This is a genomic window from Microbacterium terrisoli (assembly GCF_030866805.1).
Lineage (GTDB): Bacteria > Actinomycetota > Actinomycetes > Actinomycetales > Microbacteriaceae > Microbacterium > Microbacterium terrisoli.
On record NZ_CP133019.1, the window covers coordinates 1826424 to 1848046 of the forward strand.

The following is a 21623-nucleotide window of genomic DNA, read 5'->3' on the forward strand; positions in this document are numbered from 1 at the left end:
CTAGCGGGGGTCGTCGTCGCGGGTCGGATCGTCGCCGCGTGAAAGCTCGTCCCACGAATCGACGGCGTCCAGCGGTCCCGCACTCGCCCGCGGTGCCGCATCCGTGCGGTACTTGCGGCCGGTGGCCTGCCACCGGCGCGCGGTGACCAGGACGAACACCGCAGCCGCGCACAGGATGACCCAGACGGCGATCGTGATGGCCGGCCACATCGTGGTGGTGACGGTGTCGACGAGCGCGGCCACCGCCGCATCGCCGGTGATGCCGGTCGCGTCGGTCACTGTGCGTGCCACCGCCGACGTCGGGTGTTCGAAGGCGACCTGCGCCGCCAGGAACGCCTGTGCCACGCCGATGGCCAGCGCGATCACGCCGAACACATAGCGCAGCACGAGGCCGACGATGGACAGAGCCACGCCCAGCGCGAGGACGGCCAGACCCAGTGGTGCGAGCACGGGAATGGCAACAGCACCGTTGACGGTGAGATCGTGAGCGGCGGCACCGGTCAGGCGCACGTGCAACCAGACCTGGGTCGACGACATCACACCGACCGCGCCGCACAGCACGATCACCACGACCGAGAGCTGGCGGGCGCGCGCGATCACGGGCGGCCCCCGGACACCGGCTCCAGGTCGTCGGCGTCGAAGCAGGTGCGGTCACCGGTGTGGCACGCAGCCCCGACCTGCTGGACGCTGATCAGCACGGTGTCGCCGTCGCAGTCCAGGCGCGCGCCGCGGACGAGCTGGATGTGTCCGGAGGTGTCGCCCTTGCGCCAGTACTCGCCGCGCGAGCGCGACCAGAAGGTCACGCGCCCCTCGGTGAGCGTTCGACGCAGGGCTTCGGCATCCATCCAACCCAACATCAGCACTTCCCGCGTGTCCCACTGCTGGATGACGGCCGGCACGAGGCCTTGGTCGTTGAACGCGACGCGCGCGATGCGCTCGTCGACGGAGCCGGTCATGAGGTGCTTCCTTCCGTGTGCGCCGCCTGCGGCGCGGTGTATGGCGTGCGGCGCACGGGGACGCCGTCGGCGGCCAGTGCGGCTTTGACGTCGGCGATCGCGAGCTGACCCGAGTGGAACACCGAGGCTGCCAGCACCGCATCCGCTCCTGCGTGCACGGCCGGGGCGAAGTGCTCCACCGCGCCTGCACCGCCGGACGCGATGACCGGCGCCGACGAGATCTCGCGCATCAGGGCAATCAACTCGAGGTCGAAGCCATTCTTCGTGCCGTCGGCGTCGATGGAGTTCACCAGCAGTTCGCCGGCTCCCCGCTCGATCGCCTCGCGCGCCCACACCAGAGCATCCAGCGTCGTCTCCACCCGTCCGCCGTGAGTGGTGACCACGAACCCGGAATCGGCGACGTCGGAGCGCTTGACGTCCAGGCTCAGCACGAGCACCTGTGCACCGAATCGGTCTGCGATCTCATCGATCAGCTGGGGCCGTGCGATCGCGGCGGAGTTGACGCCGACCTTGTCGGCGCCCACGGCCAGCAGTCGCGCAACATCGTCCACCGTGCGCACTCCCCCGCCGACGGTCAGCGGGATGAAAACCTTCTCAGCGGTCTGGCGGACCACGTCGTATGTCGTGGAGCGATCATCGACGGTGGCCGTGACATCCAGGAAGGTGATCTCATCAGCGCCCTGGACGAAGTACAGCTCGGCCAGCTGCACAGGGTCGCCCATGTCGCGCAGATTCTGGAAATTCACACCCTTCACGACCCGGCCGGCGGCGACGTCCAGGCACGGGATGACACGGGTCGCGAGCGTCATCAGAGCCTCGCGGCGTCGATCGCGGTGACCAGGATCGCCCGCGCGCCCAGGGCGTAGAGACCGTCCATCACCTGGTTGACGGTCTTTCGCAGACTCATGACGCGCACGGCGACCCACTCGGGGTCGCGCAGGGGCGAGATCGTGGGCGACTCGATGCCCGGGGCCAATGCGACGGCCTGGTCGACGAGCGCGGCGGGCAGGTCGTAGTCGATGAGCACGTAGCGACGGGCCACCATGACACCGCGCAGGCGTCGCAGCAGTGTCTCGGTGCCGTCGGCGTCGTGAGGCCCGGCGATCACCACCGCCTCCGACTGCAGCATGACCGGTCCGAACACCTCCAGGCCCGCCTGTCGCAGCGTCGTGCCGGTGGAGACCACATCGGCCACCGCGTCGGCCACGCCGAGATCGACCGCGGACTCCACGGCCCCATCCAGCGGCACGAGGTCCACAGCGATGCCCTGCGCGTCCAGGTACGAGTCGACCAGGCCGGGGTACGAGGTCGCCACGCGCACGCCGTCCAGGTCAGCGACGTCGGAGAACCGGCCGGGAGGGCCGGCGAAGCGGAAGGTGGACTCGCCGAAGCCGAGCGATTCGATCTCTCGCGCCCGTCCCCGGGCGTCCAGCAGCAGGTCGCGACCGGTGATCCCGACATCCAAGGCACCGGATCCGACGTAGGTGGCGATGTCGCGCGGGCGCAGGTAGAAGAACTCGACCCCGTTGTCGGGGTCGATCACGTGCAGGTCTTTCGTGTCGCGGCGGCCGGTGTAACCGGCCTCGCTGAGCATCTCGGTGGCAGTTTCAGCCAAGGATCCCTTGTTGGGGACGGCGATTCGCAGCATGGAGTGTCTCTCTGATGGGCGCTGTGAGGTGCGCGGATTCTGGCGGGGGCCGGTGTCAGAGATGTCGGTACACGTCCTGCAGGCTCAGCCCCTTCGCGATCATCATGACCTGGAGGTGGTACAGCAGCTGCGAGATCTCGGCGGCCGCGGCATCCGTCGTCTCGTACTCGGCGGCCATCCACACCTCGGCGGCCTCTTCGACGACTTTCTTGCCGATGGCATGGATTCCGGCGTCCAACTCTGCGACGGTCTTCGAGCCGTCGGGGCGGTCAGCCGCCTTCGCGGACAGCTCTACGAACAGAGAGTCGAACGTCTTCACCCTCCCAGGGTATCGAATCCACGGGGCAGGTCCTCACCGCGTGACTCATGCTCGTCCGGCGAATGCGGCGAATCGGGCGCGCGTCAGTGCGTGCGGGTGGCTGCGAGCTGCCGCAGTGAGGCGATGGCGGTGGCGGGGTCCTGTGCGCCGAACACCGCCGAGCCCGCGACGAAGGTGTCGGCCCCGGCTTCGGCGGCCTGCGCGATCGTGGATGCGGAGATCCCGCCGTCGACCTGCAGCCAGACCGCAGAACCGCGTCGGCGGGCCTCGTCGGTCAGCCGGCGCAGCTTCGGCATGGTCTCGGGCATGAACGACTGCCCGCCGAAGCCGGGCTCGACCGTCATCACGAGGATCTGATCGACATCGTCGAGGATCTCGAACAGCGGCTCGACGGGTGTCATGGGCTTGACGGCGACGCCGGCGCGGGCCCCGATGGCGCGCAGCCGGCGCGCCAGGGAGACAGGCTCGTTTGCCGCTTCGAGGTGGAAGGTGACCGATGCCGCCCCCTGTTCGGCGTACCCGGGCGCCCATCGGTCCGGATCATCGATCATCAGGTGCACATCCAGCGGGATGGGACTGGTCTGCTGGATGCGCTCGACCATCTGCGGCCCGAACGTCAGGTTCGGAACAAAATGGTTGTCCATGACATCGACGTGGACGAAGTCGGCGGTGCGGATGCGTTCGAGGTCGCGCTGCATGTTGACGAAGTCGGCGGCGAGGATGCTGGGGTTGATGCGCGGCGCGGCGGTGTGGGGCACGTCCCCTATTATCGCGGTGCGTGTCGGCGTCCGCCTGCGCGACGCCTCGGCCCGCGCTCAGCGACGCTGCAGCAGCGTGATCGACATCGCGTCCGTGCCGTGACGGTGCGGCCACAGCTGCGCGCGGCCCGACCCGTCGGTGGGAACGGCCAGATCGATGGGGCGCAGGGCGACATCCTGTACGACGGCGCGCGCATCGAGCTGCGCGACGGCGTCGCCGTGCCTGTGCAGGACGTCACCGACCACCGCCGCGGTCTCGGCGAGGTGCGGTGAGCACGTGACGTACGCGACGATGCCGCCTGGCGCCAAGGCCGCGATCGCGGCGTCGAGCAGTTCGGTCTGCAGGGCGGACAGGGCGGGGACGTCGCCGGGTGCCTTGCGCCACCGCGCCTCGGGCCGGCGTCGCAGAGCGCCCAGGCCGGTGCACGGTGCGTCCACGAGGATGCGGTCGTAGGCGCCGGGCGAGGATGCTGCGCGCTCGCGTCCGTCGGCTTCGCTGACCGGGATCTCGCCCGGCACCCCGGCCAGGGCGTGTCGCACCAGTCGAGCGCGGGCGGGCACGAGTTCGTTCGCCTCGAGCCGGGCGCCGTGTGCGAGCGCTTCGGCGGCGAGGATCGCCGTCTTGCCGCCGGGGCCCGCGCACAGATCGAGCCAGCGTTCGCCGTCGGCGACCGGACGGGCGCGGGTCAGCGCGAGGGCCGCAAGCTGCGACCCCTCGTCCTGTACTCGCAGCCGCCCGCCCGACGAGCGCACAAGCGGCCCGGGGTCGCCCGAGCCTGCCAGGAACCCGAACGGCGAATAGAGGGCTGCGGTATGACCCTCAGGGACGTCGGCGAGTCCCGGAAGGGCGGCCATCATGACGCGCGGTGCCGCGTTGTCGGCCGCCAGCAGCGCATCCAGCTCATCGACGCGGCCCTCGGCGGCAAGTGCCCGGCGCAGCGCCCGGATCACCCACACGGGGTGCGCCGCGTGCAGTGCGAGTCGCTCGTCGTCAGAACGTGCGGAGGATTCCACGCGGGCCATCCAGTCGCCGGGGGTGTCGCGGGACACCCGGCGCAGCACCGCGTTGGCAAATCCTGCGGCGGGCCTGCCTGCCGCGCCTCTCACGATCTCCACGGTCTCGTTGACAGCGGCGTGCGAGGCTATGCGCGTGGACAGCAACTGGTGCACGCCGACCCGCAAAGCGTCCAGCACGACGGGGTCGATGCGGTCGGTGGCGCGGTCGGCGGCCGCGGCGATCACCGCGTCATACGTGCCCTGGCGGCGCAGCGTGCCGTAGGCGAGTTCGGTGGCCAGGGCGCTGTCGGCCGTCGAGAGGCCGGCGCGGGCGATGAGCTTCGGCAGCAGCAGGTTCGCATAGGCATCGTCGGCATGGACGGCACGGACCGTCTCGAAGGCGACCTCGCGCGCCGAGGGTGCGCTCACGAACCGGCCACCGGTTCGTCCACGCGCAACCCGCGCCACCAGTCCGCGGCATCCATGGCGGGTCGCCCTGCCGGCTGCACGCGCTCCAGCGCGATCGGCTCGGTCGCCGTTCCCACCAGCACGCGTTCGCCGTCCTGTCCGAACCGTCCGGGCGTCAGCCGCAGCTCGGTGTCGGCCGGGGCGGCGGCGAGCACCTTCAGCCGCGCGCCGTCGATCGTCGTGTACGCCCCCGGTTCGGGCGTCGTGCCCTGCCAGCGTGCCAGCACGCGCTCGGCAGGCTCGTCCCACCGCAGGAGCGCGTCGCCGAGGGTGAGTTTCGGGGCCGGAGTGGGCTCGCCGGTCTGGGGCCGCGCGGTGCTCGTTCCCCCGCCGACGGCGGTCACGACGTCTTCGAGCAGGTACGCCCCGCGGTGGGCCAGCGCATCCAGCACATCGCCTGCGGTCGCAAGCGGCGGGATGTCGTAGCGCAGCTCGCCGAGGATCTCACCGGTGTCCAGCCCGGTCTGCAGCTGGAAGACGCCGGCGCCGGTGGTCGCGTCGCCGGCGATGAGCGCATGCTGAACAGGTGCCGCGCCCCGCCAGCGCGGCAGCAGGGAGAAGTGCAGATTGACCCAGCCGTGCACAGGGCCGCTCAGCAGCGGTTCACGCACCAGGCCGCCGTAGGCCACGATCACACCGAGATCCGGCGCCGCCGCCAGGATCGTCTCGGTGGCATCGTCATCCAGGCGCGCCGCCTTCATGATCGGCAGATCGAGGTCGGCGGCCGCCTGCGCGACCGGAGACGGCGTCAGGATGCGCTTGCGTCCGAGCGGCGCATCCGGTCGGGTGACCACCAGGACGATGTCGTGGCCGGATGCCGCGAGCCGCTGCAGCGACGGGACGGCGGCGGCAGGGGTTCCTGCGAAGACGACGCGCATTCTCTCCTCGTTTCTCACAGCTCGGGATCGAGCACATCGACGCGTACTCTGAGTGTATTGCGCGGGCCTGTGGGCCTTCCCTTGGCGGGGCGCCGGGTGCGCAGCGCAGCGGTCACGACCGCGCCGCGCAACGCGTCGGTGATGGCCGCCCCCGACCGGTAGGGAAAGCGGACCAGAGCGCGGGTCGTGGCCTGTGCGCGATCGGCGTCGGAGATCGGCTGATGCTCCACCGGGCCGAGGACCGCATCGGCCGGCAGTGCGGCGTCGGCGGCGCGCACAGCGGCAATGGCCGCCGTGATCTCCTGCGGGGTGCCCTCGATCGCCGCGACCCGCACGCTGGGCGGCATCTTCAGCGGTGACCGCTCGGCCAGCTCGGCCCGTGCGTAGGCGGGTTGCGTCCACGTGGCCAGGGCGCGGGCGACCGGACCGGTCACCCCCACCAGGTGCACGGGGGCGCCGGGCGCGGCCAGCGCGGCCGCGTTCGACCACCAGCGCAGGCACGACTCCCCGATCCGCAGGTCATCCGCCTGCAGCATGCGGTCGCCGTCCAACAGCAGCACGGCGCGATAGCCGCCGTCGGCAACCGGTTCGGCGCCCCGGGTGGCGATGACGAGCCCGGGCTGCCGGTCGACACGCAGCAACGGATGCTCTCCGTCCGAGACGATGATGCGGGTCCCGGCGAACGCCCGTCCGAGCTCGTCGGCGGTGCGTTCGCTTCCCGACGACGCCATGCGCACCCGGTCCGACCCGCAATGGACGCACTCCCACCCGGTGGCCGCACGGCCGCACCAGCCGCAGTCGGGAACGGCGCCGTGGCGGCGCGCGCGCAGCGGGCCCCCACAATGACGGCAGCGTGCAGGATGTCGGCACTCGGCACACACCAGCGACGGCGCATACCCGGGTCGGGCGACCTGCACCAGCACGGGGCCGGCCCGCAGGCCCTCGCGGGCAGCGGTGAACGCGGCCGAGGGCACACGTGAGCCGCGTGCCTCGCCCTGCTGGGTCGCCGACAGCACGACGCGCGGCGAAATGCGGCGTGCGGGTGCGATCTCACGCACCCAGCCCGTCTCGACCAGCCGCTGCACGTCGGTGGTGCGGGTGTGCCCGGCAAGCAGCAGCGCACAGCCGTCGAGTTCTTGGCGCACGAGGGCGGCGTCTCGGGCATGCACCCCGGGGCTGAGCGGCTCACTGAGCAGCAGGTCGCCATCGTCCCACAGGGCGATCAACCCGACATCGGGGGCAGGCGCGTAGACGGCCGAGCGGTTGCCGATCACCACGCACGGTGCCGGCTCGAGCAGCCGCAGATAGTCGGCGTAGCGCTGCGGGCCCGTGCGGCGTGCGTCCGCGCGGACGACCGCGTCCGGTGGCAGCAGTGCCGCCAGGGCTGCCGCCAACTGCTCCTGGTCTCGGTAGTCGGGGGTGACGACGATGGCGCTGTGCCCTTCAGCGAGGGTGAGAGTCGCGGCGGCGGCCAGTTCGAGGGCCCATCCCGCGATCGTGACATCGCCGGCCGGGCCCGCAGTCTCGGCAGTGTCTGCGGGCGGCGACCCCGGAACGGTCACCGGCCGCGGCGAGGCGTCGATGGCGATGCGGCCGCCGCGTGCCAGCGCGTCGGCCAGACCCGGGTATGCGGCCAGCACACGCGACGCGCGGGCCACGGCATCCTCGCCCACGATCACCGGCTCGCTCTGCGCGCGAGCTCGCCATGTCTTCTCGGCGCGCACCATGCGTCTGGGGATGACCAGGCGCAGGATGTCGCCCGCTCCCCCGGCGGCGCGGTCGGCCACACGACGCGCCAGGGCGTAGAGCCCGGGCGTGAGCACCGGTACGGGCGAGATCACCGTGTCCAGATCGGACAGCGGTCGGTCGGCGGGATCGGCGTCGATGATCTCGACGATGTAGCCGTCGATGATGCGCCCGGCGCTGCGCAAGGGCACGCGCACCCGCACTCCCGGCGCCGCCTCCGCGGCGAGCTCGTCGGGGATGGCATAGTCGAACAGCCGATCCAGCTGCGGCAGCGGCGAATCCATCAGCACGCGTGCCACGCGCCGCGCGGTCATCTCAGATTCCGGCGGCCTGGCGCAGCTCGTCGACGCGGTCGGTGCGCTCCCAGGTGAAGTCGGGCAACTCTCGTCCGAAGTGGCCGTATGCCGCGGTCTGCGCATAGATCGGTCGCAGCAGGTCGAGCTGTTGGATGATCGCGCGCGGGCGCAGGTCGAACACCTCGCGGATGGCGCGTGTGATCTGCTCGTCGGGAATCGCTCCCGTGCCGAACGTCTCGACATACAGGCCCACCGGGCTCGCCTTGCCGATCGCGTAGGCGACCTGCACTTCGAGTCGGCGTGCGAACCCTGCCGCGACGGCGTTCTTGGCGACCCAGCGCATCGCGTACGCCCCCGAGCGGTCGACCTTCGAGGGGTCCTTGCCGCTGAACGCGCCCCCGCCGTGGCGGGCCGCTCCCCCGTACGTGTCGATGATGATCTTGCGCCCGGTCAGGCCCGCATCGCCCTTCGGTCCCCCGATGACGAACGCGCCGGCGGGGTTGATGTAGAAGTCCGTGCCCGAGGCATCCAGCCCCGTGGCCTCGAGCACCGGGTCGATCACCTCGGCACGCACGGCTGCACGCAGCGCGGCCAGTGAGATGTCGGGCTGGTGCTGCGTGGAGAGCACCACCGTCTCGATCGTGCGCGGGATGTCGCCCTCGAAGCCGACGGTGACCTGCGTCTTGCCGTCGGGTCGCAGGAACGGCAGCGATCCGGAGCGCCGGGCCTCGCTCAGCCGCTCGGCCAGCCGGTGGGCGGTCCATGCCGTGATCGGCATGAGCTGCGGCGTCTCGGTGGTCGCGTAGCCGAACATGATGCCCTGATCGCCCGCACCGAGTTCGTCGATCGGATCGCTCGAGCCGTCGCGCTGCTCGAGGGCATGATCCACCCCGCTGGCGATGTCGCTGGACTGCTCGCCGATCGAGACGCTCACGCCGCACGAGTCGCCGTCGAACCCGGTGTCGCTCGAGGTGTAGCCGATGCGATTGACCACCGCCCGAACAGTGCCCGGCACGTCCGCCCAGGCTTCGGTGCGCACCTCGCCGGCCACGTGCACCAGGCCCGTCGTCACCAGCGTCTCGACGGCCACCCGGCTGCCCGGGTCCTTCGCGAGAAGCTCATCGAGGATGCTGTCCGAGATCTGGTCGCAGATCTTGTCGGGGTGCCCCTCGGTGACGGACTCGGACGTGAACAGGCGCAACTGCGGCATCATGCTCCCTGGACTGAAGACGGACGGGCACCAGTATGCCCCCAGCCGCCGACACGGCGGACACTGGGGGCACTGGATGACAGACGATGACCGATTACTCGGCGCGGCGCAGTCGCAGCTTGTCTTCGTGGATCTCGTGCAGAGCGATCGTGAGCGGCTTGTCTTCGACGGTCGAGTCCACGAGCGGTCCCACGTTGTCGAACAGGTTGCCCTCGTGCAGGTCGGAGTAGTAGTCGTTGATCTGACGTGCGCGCTTGGACGCGAAGATCACGAGCTGGTACTTCGAGTCGACCTTCTCGAGCAGGTTGTCGATGGGGGGATCGATGATGCCTTGGTTCGTTCCGGCCATGGGAACCTCCTGAGTATGGGATGAACGTCGATGCCGCACCCGAACGGTACGGAAGGCGGGGCGCCGTGCGTGAGAACACGCTGCGCACGCTTCTATTCTAGCGGGCCAGTGCGGCGACCTCGGCGGCGGCGCGGGCGACGTCGTCGTTGACGACGAAATGGTCGAATTCGTGCTGCGCCGCAAGCTCGGTGCGCGCTGTGCGCAGACGGCGTGCGCGTTCTTCTTCGCCTTCGGTGCCGCGACCGACCAGCCGATGCACCAGCTCGTCCCACGACGGCGGCAGCAGGAACACCAGCGCAGCCGACGGGTCGGCACTGCGCACCTGCCTGGCACCCTGCAGGTCGATCTCCAGGAGCACGGTCCGGCCGTCCGCCAGCGCCCGCTCGATGGGGCCGCGCGGAGTGCCATAGCGGTACTTGTTGTGAACGGTGGCGTGTTCGAGCAGTTCGCCCGCGGCCACCAGTCGGTCGAACTCGGCGTCGTCGACGAAGAAGTAGTGCTCGCCCTCGACCTCGCCGGGGCGTGCAGGCCGCGTGGTGGCAGACACCGACAGCAGCATGGCGGGGTGGTGCGCCTTGATCTCGGCGGCCACCGTGCCTTTGCCGACGGCAGTCGGCCCGGCCAGGACCACCAGGCGGCTGCGTCCGGCGCGAGCCTGCGGCTCGGGGAAGCGCCCGTCCAACCAGGCACCCAGCGCCTTCTGCTGCCGCACGCCGAGACCCCCCAGCCGCTTGACCGGTGAGATCTCGAGCTGGGCCAGCACACGGTCGCGCTTGCCCTCCCCGATCGCCGGCAGCGCGGTCAGGAACTCCGTGACGCGCATCGTGGCCGCCGGCCCTGCAGGATCGGACTTCGCGCGCCGCAGCACAGCCTGCGGCCAGATGACCCGGGTGGCGATGTCGCGTTTCAGGCTCGCGCGCGCGCGACGGGCCGCAACGGCTTTGCGGGATGCCGCGGCCCGGTCGACCTCGGGGGGATGTTGGGCGTCAACCACGTCTCGTCAGGCCTCCAGTTCAGCCAGGTGCTGCTCGATGGCATCCGCCAGCCCGGTCGGACCGGCGGAGAGGATGCTGCGACTCGCGCTGGCGAGCACGTGCGGCGCGAGGCCGCCGAAGAGCGCATCGGCATCCTCCAGTCTCGCACCCTGATGACCGAATCCCGGTGCGAGCAGCGGCATGCCTTCCAGCAGGTCGGCGGTGAGTCCGAACCGAGCCCGATCCACCGTCGCCCCCACCACCAGTCCGAGGCTGCGCACCGGCGCATCCGAATCTTCGAGAAGCGCTACCGACCGGGCCACCGACGCTGCCACCGGCTCACCCGCGACGGTGGCGGTCTGCAGTGCTGCAGCCTCGGGGTTGCTGGTCGCGGCCAGGACGAACAGGCCCTTGCCGTGCGCGAGAGCGTACTGGGCGGCGCCTTCCAACGCGCCCACGCCGAGGTACGGGCTGACTGTCACGGCGTCGGCCTCCAAGGGCGAGCCGGGTGTCAGCCAGGATTCGGCATAGGCCGCCATCGTCGACCCGATGTCTCCGCGCTTGACGTCGGCGATCACGAGCAGACCCGCCGCGCGGGCCGCGCCCAGTACATCCTCGAGCGCCGCGTAGCCGGCCGATCCCCATCGCTCGAAGAACGAGACCTGGGGTTTGACCACCGCGACGCGTCCGGCCGCCGCCTCCACCACGCGCAGCCCGAATGCGCGCACGCCCTCGGCCGAGGCATCCAGCCCCCACGCCTCCAGCAGACCGGCGTGCGGGTCGATTCCCACGCACAGCCTCCCTCGGGCAGCGACCGCGGCCTGCAGCCGCGCGCCGAACGCGCTCACGCGGTGGCCGCCCGCTCTGCGGCGTATTCCTGCAGGCTGCGCACGTCGAAGCCGTTCCCGGTCGCATCCAGGGCGCTGACAGCGGCGCCCAGGGTGGCGATCGTCGTGAACAGTGCCTTGTCGGCCGCCACGGCCGTGGCACGGATCTCGTATCCGTCGGCACGGGCCGACATGCCGCTGGGCGTGTTCACGATGATGTCGATGTCACCGCGGTCGATCAGATCCACGATGTTCTCGGCGCCCGACCCGGCCGTCTCGCTGAACTTGCGCACGACGGTGACGTCGATGCCGTTGCGGGTGAGGATCTCGGCGGTGCCCGTGGTCGCCATGAGGCGATAGCCCATCTGCTGCAGGCGGTGCGCGGGCAGGATCACTGCGCGCTTGTCGGAGTCGGCGACCGAGATGAACACCGTGCCGCTGCGCGGGATGCCGCCGTAGGCCGCCGCCTGGCTCTTGGCGAACGCCGTCGGGAAGTCGCGGTCGAAGCCCATGACCTCGCCGGTGGAGCGCATCTCGGGCCCGAGCACGGAGTCGACGGTCTTGCCTTCGACGGTGCGGAACCGTTTGAAAGGCAGCACCGCCTCTTTGACCGCGACCGGTGCGTTCAGCGGCACGGTGGAGCCGTCGCCGGATGCCGGCAGCAGACCCTCCTCACGCAATTCGGCGATGGTGGCCCCCGCCATGATGCGCGCCGCGGCCTTGGCCAGCGGCGTGCCCAGAGCCTTCGAGACGAAGGGCACGGTACGGCTGGCCCGCGGGTTGGCCTCGATCACGTACAGCACGCCGGCGCTGACGGCGAACTGCACGTTCAGCAGACCCCGCACGCCCACCCCTTCGGCGATGCCGCGGGTGGCTTCGCGCACACGGTCGATCTCGGTGCGGCCCAGGCTCATCGGCGGCAGGGCGCAGCTGGAATCGCCGGAGTGGATGCCGGCCTCTTCGAGGTGCTCCATGATGCCGCCGATGAACAGCTCGTCTCCGTCGAACAGAGCGTCCACGTCGATCTCGATCGCGTCGTCGAGGAACCGGTCGACCAGCAGCGGCTTGCCCTCGCCGATGATGGCGGCATCGCCGATGCGCACGAAGTAGTCGCGCAGGCTCGGCGTGTCGTAGACGATCTCCATTCCGCGTCCGCCGAGGACGAAACTCGGGCGCACGAGCACCGGGTAGCCGATCTCCTCGGCCACCGTGACGGCGCCGTCTGCGTCGATCGCGGTGCCGTGCCGTGGTGCGACGAGGCCTGCGGCGTCCAGGATGTCGCTGAACAGTCCTCGCTCCTCGGCGAGGTCGATGGCTGCAGGCTTCGTACCGAGAATCGTGTATCCGGCATCCTCGATGCCTTTGGCCAGTCCGAGCGGTGTCTGCCCGCCCAGCTGGCAGATCACGCCGAGAATCGTGCCGGACTGCTCTTCGGCGTGCAGCACCTCGAGCACGTCTTCGAGCGTGAGCGGCTCGAAGTAGAGTCGGTCGCTCGTGTCGTAGTCGGTCGAGACGGTCTCGGGGTTGCAGTTGACCATGATGGTCTCGAACCCGGCGTCGGCCAGCGCGAACGAGGCGTGCACGCACGAGTAGTCGAACTCGACGCCCTGCCCGATGCGGTTCGGGCCGGAGCCGATGATGACGACCTTGGTGCGATCCGACGCGGTGACCTCGGTCTCGGCGTCGTAACTCGAGTAGTGGTACGGGGTGAGGGCGGGGAACTCCCCCGCGCAGGTGTCGACGGTCTTGTAGACAGGACGGATCCCGAGCCCGTGCCGCACACCGCGCACCTCGGCCTCACCCGACCCGCGCAGCTGTGCGATCTGAACGTCCGAGAACCCGTGGTCCTTCGCCAGACGGAGGATGTCGTCGTCCAACTCGTCGGCGGAGTGCACCGCATCGGCGACTTCGTTGATGAGAGCTATCTGGTCGAGGAACCAGGGGTCCATCGCCGTCGCGTCGAAGAGCTGCTCGACCGTGGCACCCTTGCGCAGCGCCTGCTGGATGGACACGATGCGACCGTCGGTGGGCGTCTTGGACGTCTCGATGAGCTCATCGACCGTGCGCTTCTCCTCACCCCAGTGAAAGCTCGACCCGCGCTTCTCGACCGAGCGCAGCGCCTTCTGCAGCGCCGTCGTGTAGTTGCGGCCGATCGCCATCGCCTCGCCCACCGACTTCATCGTGGTCGACAGCGTCGGGTCTGCGGCGGGGAACTTCTCGAACGTGAATCGCGGCACCTTCACGACCACGTAGTCCAGCGTCGGCTCGAAGCTGGCAGGGGTGACGCGGGTGATGTCGTTCGGGATCTCGTCGAGCCGGTAGCCCAGTGCGAGCTTGGCGGCGATCTTCGCGATCGGGAAACCTGTGGCCTTGGACGCCAGCGCCGATGAGCGCGAGACGCGCGGGTTCATCTCGATGACGATGATGCGACCGGTGGCCGGGTCCACGGCGAACTGGATGTTGCAGCCGCCGGTGTCCACACCGACGGCGCGGATGATCTCGATCGCGAGGTCGCGCATCTTCTGGTATTCGCGGTCGGTGAGGGTGAGCGCGGGGGCGACCGTGATGGAGTCACCGGTGTGGACCCCGACCGGGTCGACGTTCTCGATCGAACAGACGACGACGGAGTTGTCTGCGACGTCGCGCATGAGCTCCAGCTCGTATTCCTTCCACCCGAGGATCGACTCCTCCAGCAGCACCTCGTGCGTGGGCGAATCGTGCAGGCCCGCCCCGGCGATGATGCGCAGGTCGTGCTCGTTGTAGGCGAAGCCCGAACCGAGCCCGCCCATCGTGAAGCTGGGGCGCACGACCAGCGGGTACCCGAGCTCTTCGGCACCGGCGATGATCTCGTCCATCGTGTGGCAGATGCGGGATGCCGCGACCTCGCCGCCGATCTCGATGACGAGATCCTTGAAGATCTCGCGGTTCTCGCCCTTCTCGATCGCGTCGGGTTTGGCGCCGATGAGCTCGACCTCGTACTTCGCGAGGACACCCCGCTCGAACAGCGCCATCGCGGCGTTCAGTGCGGTCTGTCCGCCCAGCGTCGGCAGGATCGCGTCGGGCCGCTCCTTGGCGATGATCGTCTCGATGACCTCGGGCGTGATCGGCTCGACGTAGGTCGCATCGGCGAAGTCCGGGTCGGTCATGATCGTTGCGGGGTTCGAGTTGACCAGGATCACCCGAACGCCCTCGGCGCGCAGAACGCGACACGCCTGGGTGCCCGAGTAGTCGAACTCGCAGGCCTGACCGATCACGATCGGACCGGAGCCGATGACGAGTACGGAGTTGATGTCGTCGCGCTTGGGCATCAGTTGCCTGCCTTCTGGGAGTCGTCGGTCGTTGAGCGGGCGCCGGAGGCGCGAGTGGAAACGTCGCCGGATGGCGCAGGGCGCTTCGACTCGCTTCGCTCGCTCAAGGACCGCTGCACCATCTCCGCGAAGCGGTCGAACAGATAGTTGGCGTCGTGCGGACCGCCGGCGGCCTCGGGGTGGTACTGCACCGAGAACGCGGGCAGATCCAGGGCGCGAAGGCCCTCGACCACGTTGTCATTCAGATCGACGTGGCTGACCTCCACGCGACCATACCCGTGCGGGCTGTCGACCGGGCCGTCCAGGGGCGCGTCGACCGCGAAGCCATGGTTGTGCGCGGTGATCTCCACTCGGCCGGTCTGGCGGTCCAGCACCGGCTGGTTGATGCCGCGGTGTCCGAACGGGAGCTTGTAGGTGCCGAAGCCCAGTGCGCGACCCAGCAGCTGGTTGCCGAAGCAGATGCCGAAGAACGGTGTGCGATCATCGAGGACGCGCCGAAGCAGTGCCACCTGCTGGTCGGCCGCAGCGGGGTCGCCGGGGCCGTTCGAGTAGAACACGGCGTCCACCCCGAGGTCCTTGATCTGCTCGTAGGTCGCGTCGAAGGGCAGCACGTGCACATCGAACCCGCGATCGGCGAGGTTCTCGATGCTGGCCTGCTTGATGCCCAGGTCGATCAGGGCCACGCTGCCGATCCGTTCGCCGCGTGCAGGCTCGACGGTCGCCGCCCCGACGGACACGTCCGCCGACAGGCTCAGTCCCGACATCTGCGGCGCTTCGCGCACCAGTCGCAGCTGCTCGTCGGGGGTGAGGGCAGCTGCCTCCCCCGAGAAGATTCCGCCCCGCATGCTTCCGACGGAGCGGATGTGGCGTGTGATGGCCCGTGTGTCCACGCCGCTGATGCCCACGATGCCGTCGGCGGTCAGGGCGTCATCGAGCGAGCCGTTGGCCCGCCAGTTGGACACGACGCGGGAGGGATCGCGCACGATGTACCCGGCGACCCAGATGCGACGCGACTCGGGGTCTTCGTCGTTCATGCCGGTGTTGCCGATGTGGGGCGCCGTCTGCAGCACGATCTGACCGGCGTACGACGGGTCGGTCAGCGTCTCCTGATAGCCGGTCATGCCGGTGGCGAAGACGACTTCGCCCAGGGTGGTGCCGAGGGCCCCGTACGCGCGTCCGCGGTGTCTGGTGCCGTCCTCGAGCACGAGGACTGCGGGTTCTTGCGTGAGGGTCATGCGTGGGATCCTGTCCGTGGATTCTGAATGAGGGCGTGGATGCTGTCGGCCAGCGCGCTGGCCGGGGCATCCTTCGCCCGAAGATAGGTGTCGACGACGCTGCCGGAATCGGTGCGCCAGGTCAGGCGCACGAGGCCGTCCGTCTCGACGATGCGATCGATGGCGACGGTGGCCTGGGCGACCTCGTCGATGCGGTCTGCGGGGATCACGACGCGCCGTTGCCCGACAAGATCCAGCACCACACCGGTGTCGGCGACGCTGATGGTCGCCGACGAGATGAAGCCCAGGCCGGGGGCGGCGATGCGCTGCATCGGCTCACCCGTGCGGGTGGTGGCGACGTACTGCCCGTCGAAGACGTCGCCCAGCTGCGACCCTTCGGGCAACTCGTACATTTCGCTGAGCGGTGTCGCATCGCGTCGGGCCTTGCGTCGCCACGCCCACACCATGAGGGCCAGCAGCACCACCGTGACGGCGACCGTGATCAGCAGGGCGCCTTCGCGGGTCATGCTGCGACCTCGGCTGCCGTGCCCTCGACGAAGGTCACGCGGCCGGCGTGGATCGTCACGCGCACCGCGCCGGGCAGCTCGCGCCCGAGATACGGGGAGTTCGCGCTGCGCCCGTGCAGGTCGTCGAGGGCGAAGGCCCCCGCCGCCTCATCGTCGTACAGCGTCAGGTGCGCGGGCTCCCCCACCGCGATAGGCCGGCCGTGACCGGCCAGGCGTCCGATCTGCGCGGGGGTGTGCGACATGACGCGCGCGACGTCATCCCAGTCGAGAAGACCGGTCTGCACCATGGCGGCGTGCACCACGCGCAGAGCCGACTCCAGACCCACCATGCCGTTGGCGGCCGCCGGCCACTCGCAGGCCTTGGCTTCGGCGGGATGCGGAGCGTGATCGGTGGCGACGATGTCGATCGTGCCGTCGGCGAGGCCTTCGCGCACCGCGCGCACGTCTTCTTCGCGGCGCAGCGGCGGGTTGACCTTGAACCGTGCGTCGTACCCGCGCACGAGTTCGTCGGTGAGCAGGAGGTGATGCGGCGTCACCTCGGCGGTGACGTGGATGCCGCGCTTCTTGGCCCACCGGATGATGTCGACCGACCCCGCCGTGGACAGGTGACACACGTGCAGGCGCGAGCCGACGTGTTCGGCCAGCAGCACGTCGCGCGCGATGATCGACTCCTCGGCCACCGCCGGCCATCCGCCCAGACCGAGCTCTGCCGACACGACGCCCTCGTTCATCTGCGCGCCCTCGGTCAGGCGCGGATCCTGTGCGTGCTGCGCGATGACGCCGTCGAACGCTTTGACGTATTCCAGCGCGCGTCGCATGATCAGCGGATCCCAGACGCAGAACCCGTCGTCGCTGAACACGCGCACCCGGGCCCGAGAGGCGGCCATGGCGCCGAGCTCTGCGAGTCGTTCGCCCTTCTGCCCCACCGTGACGGCCCCGATCGGCTGAACCGTGACCAGGCCCGCCGCTTCACCGAGTGCGAGCTCTTGCTCGACGACGCCGGCGGTGTCGGCCACCGGTGAGGTGTTGGGCATCGCGAAGACCGCCGAATATCCCCCGGCGGCCGCCGCCCGCGAGCCGGTGAGGATCGTCTCGGATGCCTCGAACCCCGGTTCGCGCAGGTGTGTGTGCAAGTCGACCAGGCCCGGCAGCGCGATCAGCCCGTCGGCGTCGATCACGTGCGCGCCGCGCTGCGCGAGGCCGGTGCCGAGCTCGGCGATGCGGCCGTCGCGGACGAGGATGTCGGTGGCCTCACCGCCCTGCGGACGTGCGCCTCGGATGAGGATGCCCGAATTCGGAAGGTCTGCCCCGTGCAGGTCGGTGCTGGTCATGCGTCCTCCTTCTCAGCGGGCAGCGCGTCGTCTCCGGCGCTGCCGGGGCGCTCTCCGGCCAACAGCAGGTAGAGCGCAGCCATGCGCACCGCGACCCCGTTCGTGACCTGGTCGAGCACGGTGGCCCGCGGCGAATCCGCCGCCTCGGCGCAGATCTCCAAGCCCCGGTTCATGGGTCCCGGATGCATTATCAGCGTACTCTGGGGCAGCGCACGGAACCGTTCGGGGTCAAGCCCCCACCACCGGGTGTACTCGCGCTCGGTCGGGAAGAACGCGGCATGCATGCGCTCGAGCTGGATGCGCAGCATCATCAGCGCGTCGGGTCCGTCGGCGATGGCCTCGTCGAAGTCGTACCCGACCTGCACCGGCCAGGCCGAGACATCCTGCGGCACGAGGGTCGGCGGCGCCACCAGCGTCACCTCGGCGCCCAGCGTGTGCAGCAGCCACACGTTCGAGCGCGCGACCCGCGAGTGGAGGATGTCGCCGACGATCGTGACGCGGAAGCCGTCGAGGTCGCGGCCACGGCTGTCGTCGCCGAATCGGCGCTTTCGCATCGTGAACGCGTCGAGCAGTGCCTGTGTGGGATGTTCGTGCGTGCCGTCACCCGCGTTGACCACGCCGGCGCTGATCCAGCCGCTGGTGGCGAGCGTGCGCGGGGCCCCGGACGCGCCGTGACGGATCACCACCGCATCGGCGGCCATGGCCTGCAGCGTCTGCGCGGTGTCTTGCAGCGATTCGCCCTTCGAGACCGACGACCCCTTCGCGGAGAAGTTGATCACGTCAGCCGAGAGCCGTTTGGCGGCAGCCTCGAACGAGATGCGCGTGCGCGTGGAATCCTCGAAGAACAGGTTCACGACCGTCTTGCCGCGCAGCGTCGGCAACTTCTTGACGTCGCGTCGCTGGGTGTCGGCCATGTCTTCGGCGACGTCGAGGATGCGCAAGGCATCGTCGCGTGAGAGCGTCTTGGTGTCCAGCAGATGCCTCATGACTCGATCGTCACCTCTTCGATGCCGTCGAACTCGCGCAGACGCACGTTGACGCGCTCTTCGCTCGAGCTCGGCAGGTTCTTGCCCACGAAGTCGGGGCGGATCGGCAATTCGCGGTGCCCGCGGTCGACGAGGATCGCCAGGCGCACGGCCGCAGCGCGACCGGTGTCCTTCAGCGCGTCCAGAGCGGCGCCGATGCTGCGGCCCGAGAACAGCACGTCGTCGACAAGCACGACGGTCTTGCCGTCGATCCCGCCCGGCGGGATCTGGGTGGGCTGGGGCGTGCGGGTCGGATGCCGGTGCAGATCGTCGCGGTACATCGTCACATCCAGCGCCCCGGTGGGAACCGGCGTGCCGCTCACCTCGGTGATCATCGCCGCGATCCGCTCGGCCAGGGGCACTCCACGCGTGGGAATGCCGAGGATGACGAGGCCGTCAGCGCCCCGGTTCGATTCGAGGATCTCGTGCGAAATCCGGGTCAGTGCGCGTTGTATGTCGGCGTCGTGCAGCACGGTGCGCGTGCTCATCGCCGCTCCCTTCTCCGCCTCACAGGACGGGGTTAAAGGTTGCTTGCGCCACTGAGTCTACCGTGCGGTCTCATGCACCCCGACGGCGGCTGTGTCCGACGCTCACTCCCCCGCCGGATTCAGCAGCTGGAACATCACGTGGTCACGCCACGCGCCGTTGATGCGCAGGTATTTCGGGGCAAGCCCGTACCGGATGAAGCCGTTGCGGCGCAGCACCTCCTGCGACCCGGCGTTCTCGGGCAGCGTCTCGGCCTGAACGCGGTGCAGCTTCAGCTCGCCGAAGGCATGTGCGACCGCCTGCGCCACCGCGCGGGTCGCGTGTCCTTCGCGCAGGCGGTCCGCGCGGATCCAGTAGCCGATCGAGCAGGACTGCATCGCCCCGCGCACGATGCCGCTGATGGTGATGCGCCCGAGGATCGTGCCCTGCGCATCGATGATCGCGAAGGGCACGCCCGCGCCCGCGCCATGCTGCTCGAGCAGCCGCGCCACCACACGTGACTGCCCCTCGACGGTGAGGTACGCGGGCGGTCGCACCGGGTCCCACGGACGCAGGTGCTCGGCGTTGGCCACTGCCAGCTGTGCCAGGGCCCCGGCATCCTGCGCGTTCAGCAGTCGAAGCCGGGTGGATTCCTGACCCATCAGCCCGCGGGCCGCAGCGCGGCCTCGGACAGCGGGCAGGACGCGGATCGGATCGGATGCCCCTGCGTGGTCAGGCAGCGGCCCGAGGCGAGGTCCCACTTCCAGTCGTGCATGCTGCAGGTGAGCACGCCGTCCTCGATCTTGCCGGTCTTCGACAGGTCGGCGCGCAGGTGCGGACAGCGGCGCTGCACCATCCACTCACCCAGTTGCACGTCCTCGTTCGTGTCGGTCTGCTCGGAGTACCAGTTCTCGACGTACTCGATGCGGTCGGCCGACAGACACTTGAAGAACGTGTAGATGAACTCGTTGAACTTGCCCTTGCGGCCGGCCGTGAACTGCATCGACAGGAAGATCGAGTTCGACCAGTCGATCTCGTGGTCACGGATGTTCGTGGAGACCAGGTCCGCGGGAATCGTGTACCAGAACTCGCAGTCCTCGCCGTCGAACTCGCGCACCTTCGCCTTGGGGAAGTCGACGACCAGGTCGAGGTCGCCGATGGTCATGCGCACCGGCCCGCCCACGCCGAGGCGGATCGTGCGGGACTTGCGCAGCAGTGGCTCCCACCACGCCTTCAGCTCGGCCAGCATGTCGGCCGGGGCCAGGACCGGGGCACGGGATGCCTCTTCGGCCCGCAGCTCTTCCTGCCGCGAAGCGCGCTGCCCTTCGAGGTAGGTCCACTTGTCGTGGAAGATCTGATCGATCTCGGCGTCGGTGTACAGGGTCTGGGTGACGCTCAGCCGGCCGTGATCGAGGTCGACCTGCGTGCCCGGCACGAACAGGTAGCCCTTCTGCTCGGGACGCTTCTGGGCCATGTGCTCGAGGAACTGCGCCTGATCGGTGAAGATGGCGTCGTCGTCCTTGCCCCACCCGTTGAAGCGGAACAACTCGTCGCGCAGGAACATCGGAGGCCCGGCCATCGGGAAGACGTGCTCGGCATCCACCTTCTCGACGTAGTACATGGCGCGCTTGTTCTGCGCTTCGCGCTTGAGCCGGGCGAAGTTCTGCTTGGCATCGTGCGGCAGGTCATAGACCATCGGCCACCAGATCGCGCCCGAGACCTGGGTGAAGTACGCGTCGGGCTTCGAGAATCCCAGCAGCTTCTCGAGATCGAGGGGGTGCGAGTCATTCTGATTCAACACGCTCGCGGTGCCGTCGTCCAGCGACAGCGAGGAGTCGCCGATCGGCCCGTCGCTGGGGGCACGCAGCGGGGTGACCATGAGCTTCAGGGCACCGAACTCCACAGGCACGCCCGCCTGCGTGTACACGATGTTCTCGTAGCCGAGCCGGCGGATGTCGGCCTCGAGATCGTCGGTGGGATATTCCGGCAGCAGCACCCGGATGTCTTTGCGGATGAAGCGCTCCAACACCCGCGGATCGAAGTGGTCGCGGTGCCGATGCGAGATGTACAGGAAGTCCGCCTGACCGAATCGCTCCCAGTCCAGGCCGCGATTGTCGGGGAACGGGAACCACGAGCCGTAGAAGCTGGGGCCGATGACCGGGTCGCAGATGATGCTGCCGCCGGCGGTCTCGATGAACATGCCCGCGTGGCCGAGTCCGGTGATCCGCATGAAACTCCTCCTGATGCGTCAGCCTCCGATTCTACGCGGAGAGGCGTGCCGGGCCGGCCGGAAGCGCCGTCAGAAACCATGTCGGCACCGGCCGCTGC

General features: G+C 69.6%; 21 protein-coding genes. All 21 read right to left on the reverse strand.

The window, feature by feature from the left end; translation table 11 throughout:
• Nucleotides 1-600 carry a Trp biosynthesis-associated membrane protein gene (locus tag QU603_RS07805; RefSeq protein WP_308490835.1) on the reverse strand — a complete coding sequence of 200 codons (600 nt, stop codon included), beginning with the start codon at nucleotides 598-600 and terminating at the stop codon, nucleotides 1-3.
• Nucleotides 597-956: a phosphoribosyl-AMP cyclohydrolase gene (gene hisI / locus QU603_RS07810; protein ID WP_308490836.1), complete on the reverse strand. Its 360-nt coding sequence runs from the start codon at nucleotides 954-956 to the stop codon at nucleotides 597-599. The genes QU603_RS07805 and hisI overlap by 4 nt, the downstream gene beginning before the upstream one ends.
• Entirely contained in the window at nucleotides 953-1765 is an 813-nt protein-coding gene (hisF, locus tag QU603_RS07815) for an imidazole glycerol phosphate synthase subunit HisF (protein ID WP_308490837.1), read from the reverse strand. The genes hisI and hisF overlap by 4 nt, the downstream gene beginning before the upstream one ends.
• Entirely contained in the window at nucleotides 1765-2604 is an 840-nt protein-coding gene (hisG, locus tag QU603_RS07820) for an ATP phosphoribosyltransferase (protein ID WP_308490838.1), read from the reverse strand. The genes hisF and hisG overlap by 1 nt, the downstream gene beginning before the upstream one ends.
• Before the next feature lie 55 nt (nucleotides 2605-2659).
• Complete coding sequence (locus QU603_RS07825) at nucleotides 2660-2923, reverse strand: phosphoribosyl-ATP diphosphatase (protein WP_308490839.1); 264 nt, start codon at nucleotides 2921-2923, stop codon at nucleotides 2660-2662.
• 83 nt (nucleotides 2924-3006) lie between these two features.
• The gene (gene rpe / locus QU603_RS07830; protein ID WP_308490840.1) at nucleotides 3007-3681 is read right to left on the reverse strand and encodes a ribulose-phosphate 3-epimerase; all 675 of its coding nucleotides are present in this window, start codon (nucleotides 3679-3681) and stop codon (nucleotides 3007-3009) included.
• 57 nt (nucleotides 3682-3738) lie between these two features.
• Complete coding sequence (locus tag QU603_RS07835) at nucleotides 3739-5106, reverse strand: RsmB/NOP family class I SAM-dependent RNA methyltransferase (protein ID WP_308490841.1); 1368 nt, start codon at nucleotides 5104-5106, stop codon at nucleotides 3739-3741.
• Entirely contained in the window at nucleotides 5103-6023 is a 921-nt protein-coding gene (locus tag QU603_RS07840) for a methionyl-tRNA formyltransferase (protein WP_308490842.1), read from the reverse strand. Before QU603_RS07840 ends, QU603_RS07835 begins: the two co-directional genes overlap by 4 nt.
• Before the next feature lie 14 nt (nucleotides 6024-6037).
• Nucleotides 6038-8083 (reverse strand): primosomal protein N' family DNA-binding protein, encoded by a 2046-nt coding sequence (locus QU603_RS07845; RefSeq protein ID WP_308490843.1) that lies wholly within the window; start codon nucleotides 8081-8083, stop codon nucleotides 6038-6040.
• 1 nt (nucleotide 8084) lies between these two features.
• Nucleotides 8085-9275 carry a methionine adenosyltransferase gene (gene metK, locus QU603_RS07850; RefSeq protein WP_308490844.1) on the reverse strand — a complete coding sequence of 397 codons (1191 nt, stop codon included), beginning with the start codon at nucleotides 9273-9275 and terminating at the stop codon, nucleotides 8085-8087.
• A gap of 94 nt (nucleotides 9276-9369) precedes the next feature.
• Nucleotides 9370-9624, reverse strand: coding sequence for a DNA-directed RNA polymerase subunit omega (gene rpoZ, locus QU603_RS07855; RefSeq protein ID WP_308490845.1), 255 nt, complete (start codon nucleotides 9622-9624; stop codon nucleotides 9370-9372).
• Nucleotides 9625-9721: 97 nt separating this feature from the next.
• Nucleotides 9722-10618 (reverse strand): guanylate kinase, encoded by an 897-nt coding sequence (gene gmk / locus QU603_RS07860; RefSeq protein ID WP_308490846.1) that lies wholly within the window; start codon nucleotides 10616-10618, stop codon nucleotides 9722-9724.
• A gap of 6 nt (nucleotides 10619-10624) precedes the next feature.
• Entirely contained in the window at nucleotides 10625-11446 is an 822-nt protein-coding gene (pyrF, locus tag QU603_RS07865) for an orotidine-5'-phosphate decarboxylase (RefSeq protein ID WP_308490847.1), read from the reverse strand.
• Nucleotides 11443-14733 (reverse strand): carbamoyl-phosphate synthase large subunit, encoded by a 3291-nt coding sequence (gene carB / locus QU603_RS07870; protein WP_308490848.1) that lies wholly within the window; start codon nucleotides 14731-14733, stop codon nucleotides 11443-11445. Before carB ends, pyrF begins: the two co-directional genes overlap by 4 nt.
• Nucleotides 14733-15968 carry a glutamine-hydrolyzing carbamoyl-phosphate synthase small subunit gene (carA, locus tag QU603_RS07875; protein WP_308490849.1) on the reverse strand — a complete coding sequence of 412 codons (1236 nt, stop codon included), beginning with the start codon at nucleotides 15966-15968 and terminating at the stop codon, nucleotides 14733-14735. The genes carB and carA overlap by 1 nt, the downstream gene beginning before the upstream one ends.
• Nucleotides 15965-16474, reverse strand: coding sequence for a PH-like domain-containing protein (locus QU603_RS07880; protein ID WP_308490850.1), 510 nt, complete (start codon nucleotides 16472-16474; stop codon nucleotides 15965-15967). Before QU603_RS07880 ends, carA begins: the two co-directional genes overlap by 4 nt.
• Nucleotides 16471-17805, reverse strand: coding sequence for a dihydroorotase (locus tag QU603_RS07885; protein WP_308490851.1), 1335 nt, complete (start codon nucleotides 17803-17805; stop codon nucleotides 16471-16473). The genes QU603_RS07880 and QU603_RS07885 overlap by 4 nt, the downstream gene beginning before the upstream one ends.
• Nucleotides 17802-18791 (reverse strand): aspartate carbamoyltransferase catalytic subunit, encoded by a 990-nt coding sequence (locus QU603_RS07890; RefSeq protein ID WP_308490852.1) that lies wholly within the window; start codon nucleotides 18789-18791, stop codon nucleotides 17802-17804. Before QU603_RS07890 ends, QU603_RS07885 begins: the two co-directional genes overlap by 4 nt.
• Nucleotides 18788-19318, reverse strand: a complete 531-nt coding sequence (gene pyrR / locus QU603_RS07895) for a bifunctional pyr operon transcriptional regulator/uracil phosphoribosyltransferase PyrR (protein WP_308490853.1) — start codon at nucleotides 19316-19318, stop codon at nucleotides 18788-18790. The genes QU603_RS07890 and pyrR overlap by 4 nt, the downstream gene beginning before the upstream one ends.
• 102 nt (nucleotides 19319-19420) lie before the next feature.
• Nucleotides 19421-19957, reverse strand: coding sequence for a GNAT family N-acetyltransferase (locus QU603_RS07900; RefSeq protein ID WP_308490854.1), 537 nt, complete (start codon nucleotides 19955-19957; stop codon nucleotides 19421-19423).
• A complete protein-coding gene (locus tag QU603_RS07905) occupies nucleotides 19957-21525 on the reverse strand; it encodes a Rieske 2Fe-2S domain-containing protein (RefSeq protein ID WP_308490855.1) in 1569 nt (522 codons plus the stop codon). Before QU603_RS07905 ends, QU603_RS07900 begins: the two co-directional genes overlap by 1 nt.
• Nucleotides 21526-21623 lie beyond the last annotated feature (98 nt).

Bases quoted from the DNA above. Each gene is read 5' to 3' on its own strand.
- QU603_RS07900 (WP_308490854.1), bottom strand. From the start codon at position 19,957: ATGGGTCAGGAATCCACCCGGCTTCGACTGCTGAACGCGCAGGATGCC.
- hisF (WP_308490837.1), bottom strand. From the start codon at position 1,765: ATGACGCTCGCGACCCGTGTCATCCCGTGCCTGGACGTCGCCGCCGGC.
- hisG (WP_308490838.1), bottom strand. From the start codon at position 2,604: ATGCTGCGAATCGCCGTCCCCAACAAGGGATCCTTGGCTGAAACTGCC.
- rpoZ (WP_308490845.1), bottom strand. From the start codon at position 9,624: ATGGCCGGAACGAACCAAGGCATCATCGATCCCCCCATCGACAACCTG.
- QU603_RS07890 (WP_308490852.1), bottom strand. From the start codon at position 18,791: ATGAGGCATCTGCTGGACACCAAGACGCTCTCACGCGACGATGCCTTG.
- QU603_RS07880 (WP_308490850.1), bottom strand. From the start codon at position 16,474: ATGACCCGCGAAGGCGCCCTGCTGATCACGGTCGCCGTCACGGTGGTG.
- carB (WP_308490848.1), bottom strand. From the start codon at position 14,733: ATGCCCAAGCGCGACGACATCAACTCCGTACTCGTCATCGGCTCCGGT.
- metK (WP_308490844.1), bottom strand. From the start codon at position 9,275: ATGCCGCAGTTGCGCCTGTTCACGTCCGAGTCCGTCACCGAGGGGCAC.
- pyrR (WP_308490853.1), bottom strand. From the start codon at position 19,318: ATGAGCACGCGCACCGTGCTGCACGACGCCGACATACAACGCGCACTG.
- QU603_RS07840 (WP_308490842.1), bottom strand. From the start codon at position 6,023: ATGCGCGTCGTCTTCGCAGGAACCCCTGCCGCCGCCGTCCCGTCGCTG.
- carA (WP_308490849.1), bottom strand. From the start codon at position 15,968: ATGACCCTCACGCAAGAACCCGCAGTCCTCGTGCTCGAGGACGGCACC.
- QU603_RS07885 (WP_308490851.1), bottom strand. From the start codon at position 17,805: ATGACCAGCACCGACCTGCACGGGGCAGACCTTCCGAATTCGGGCATC.
- hisI (WP_308490836.1), bottom strand. From the start codon at position 956: ATGACCGGCTCCGTCGACGAGCGCATCGCGCGCGTCGCGTTCAACGAC.
- QU603_RS07905 (WP_308490855.1), bottom strand. From the start codon at position 21,525: ATGCGGATCACCGGACTCGGCCACGCGGGCATGTTCATCGAGACCGCC.
- QU603_RS07845 (WP_308490843.1), bottom strand. From the start codon at position 8,083: ATGACCGCGCGGCGCGTGGCACGCGTGCTGATGGATTCGCCGCTGCCG.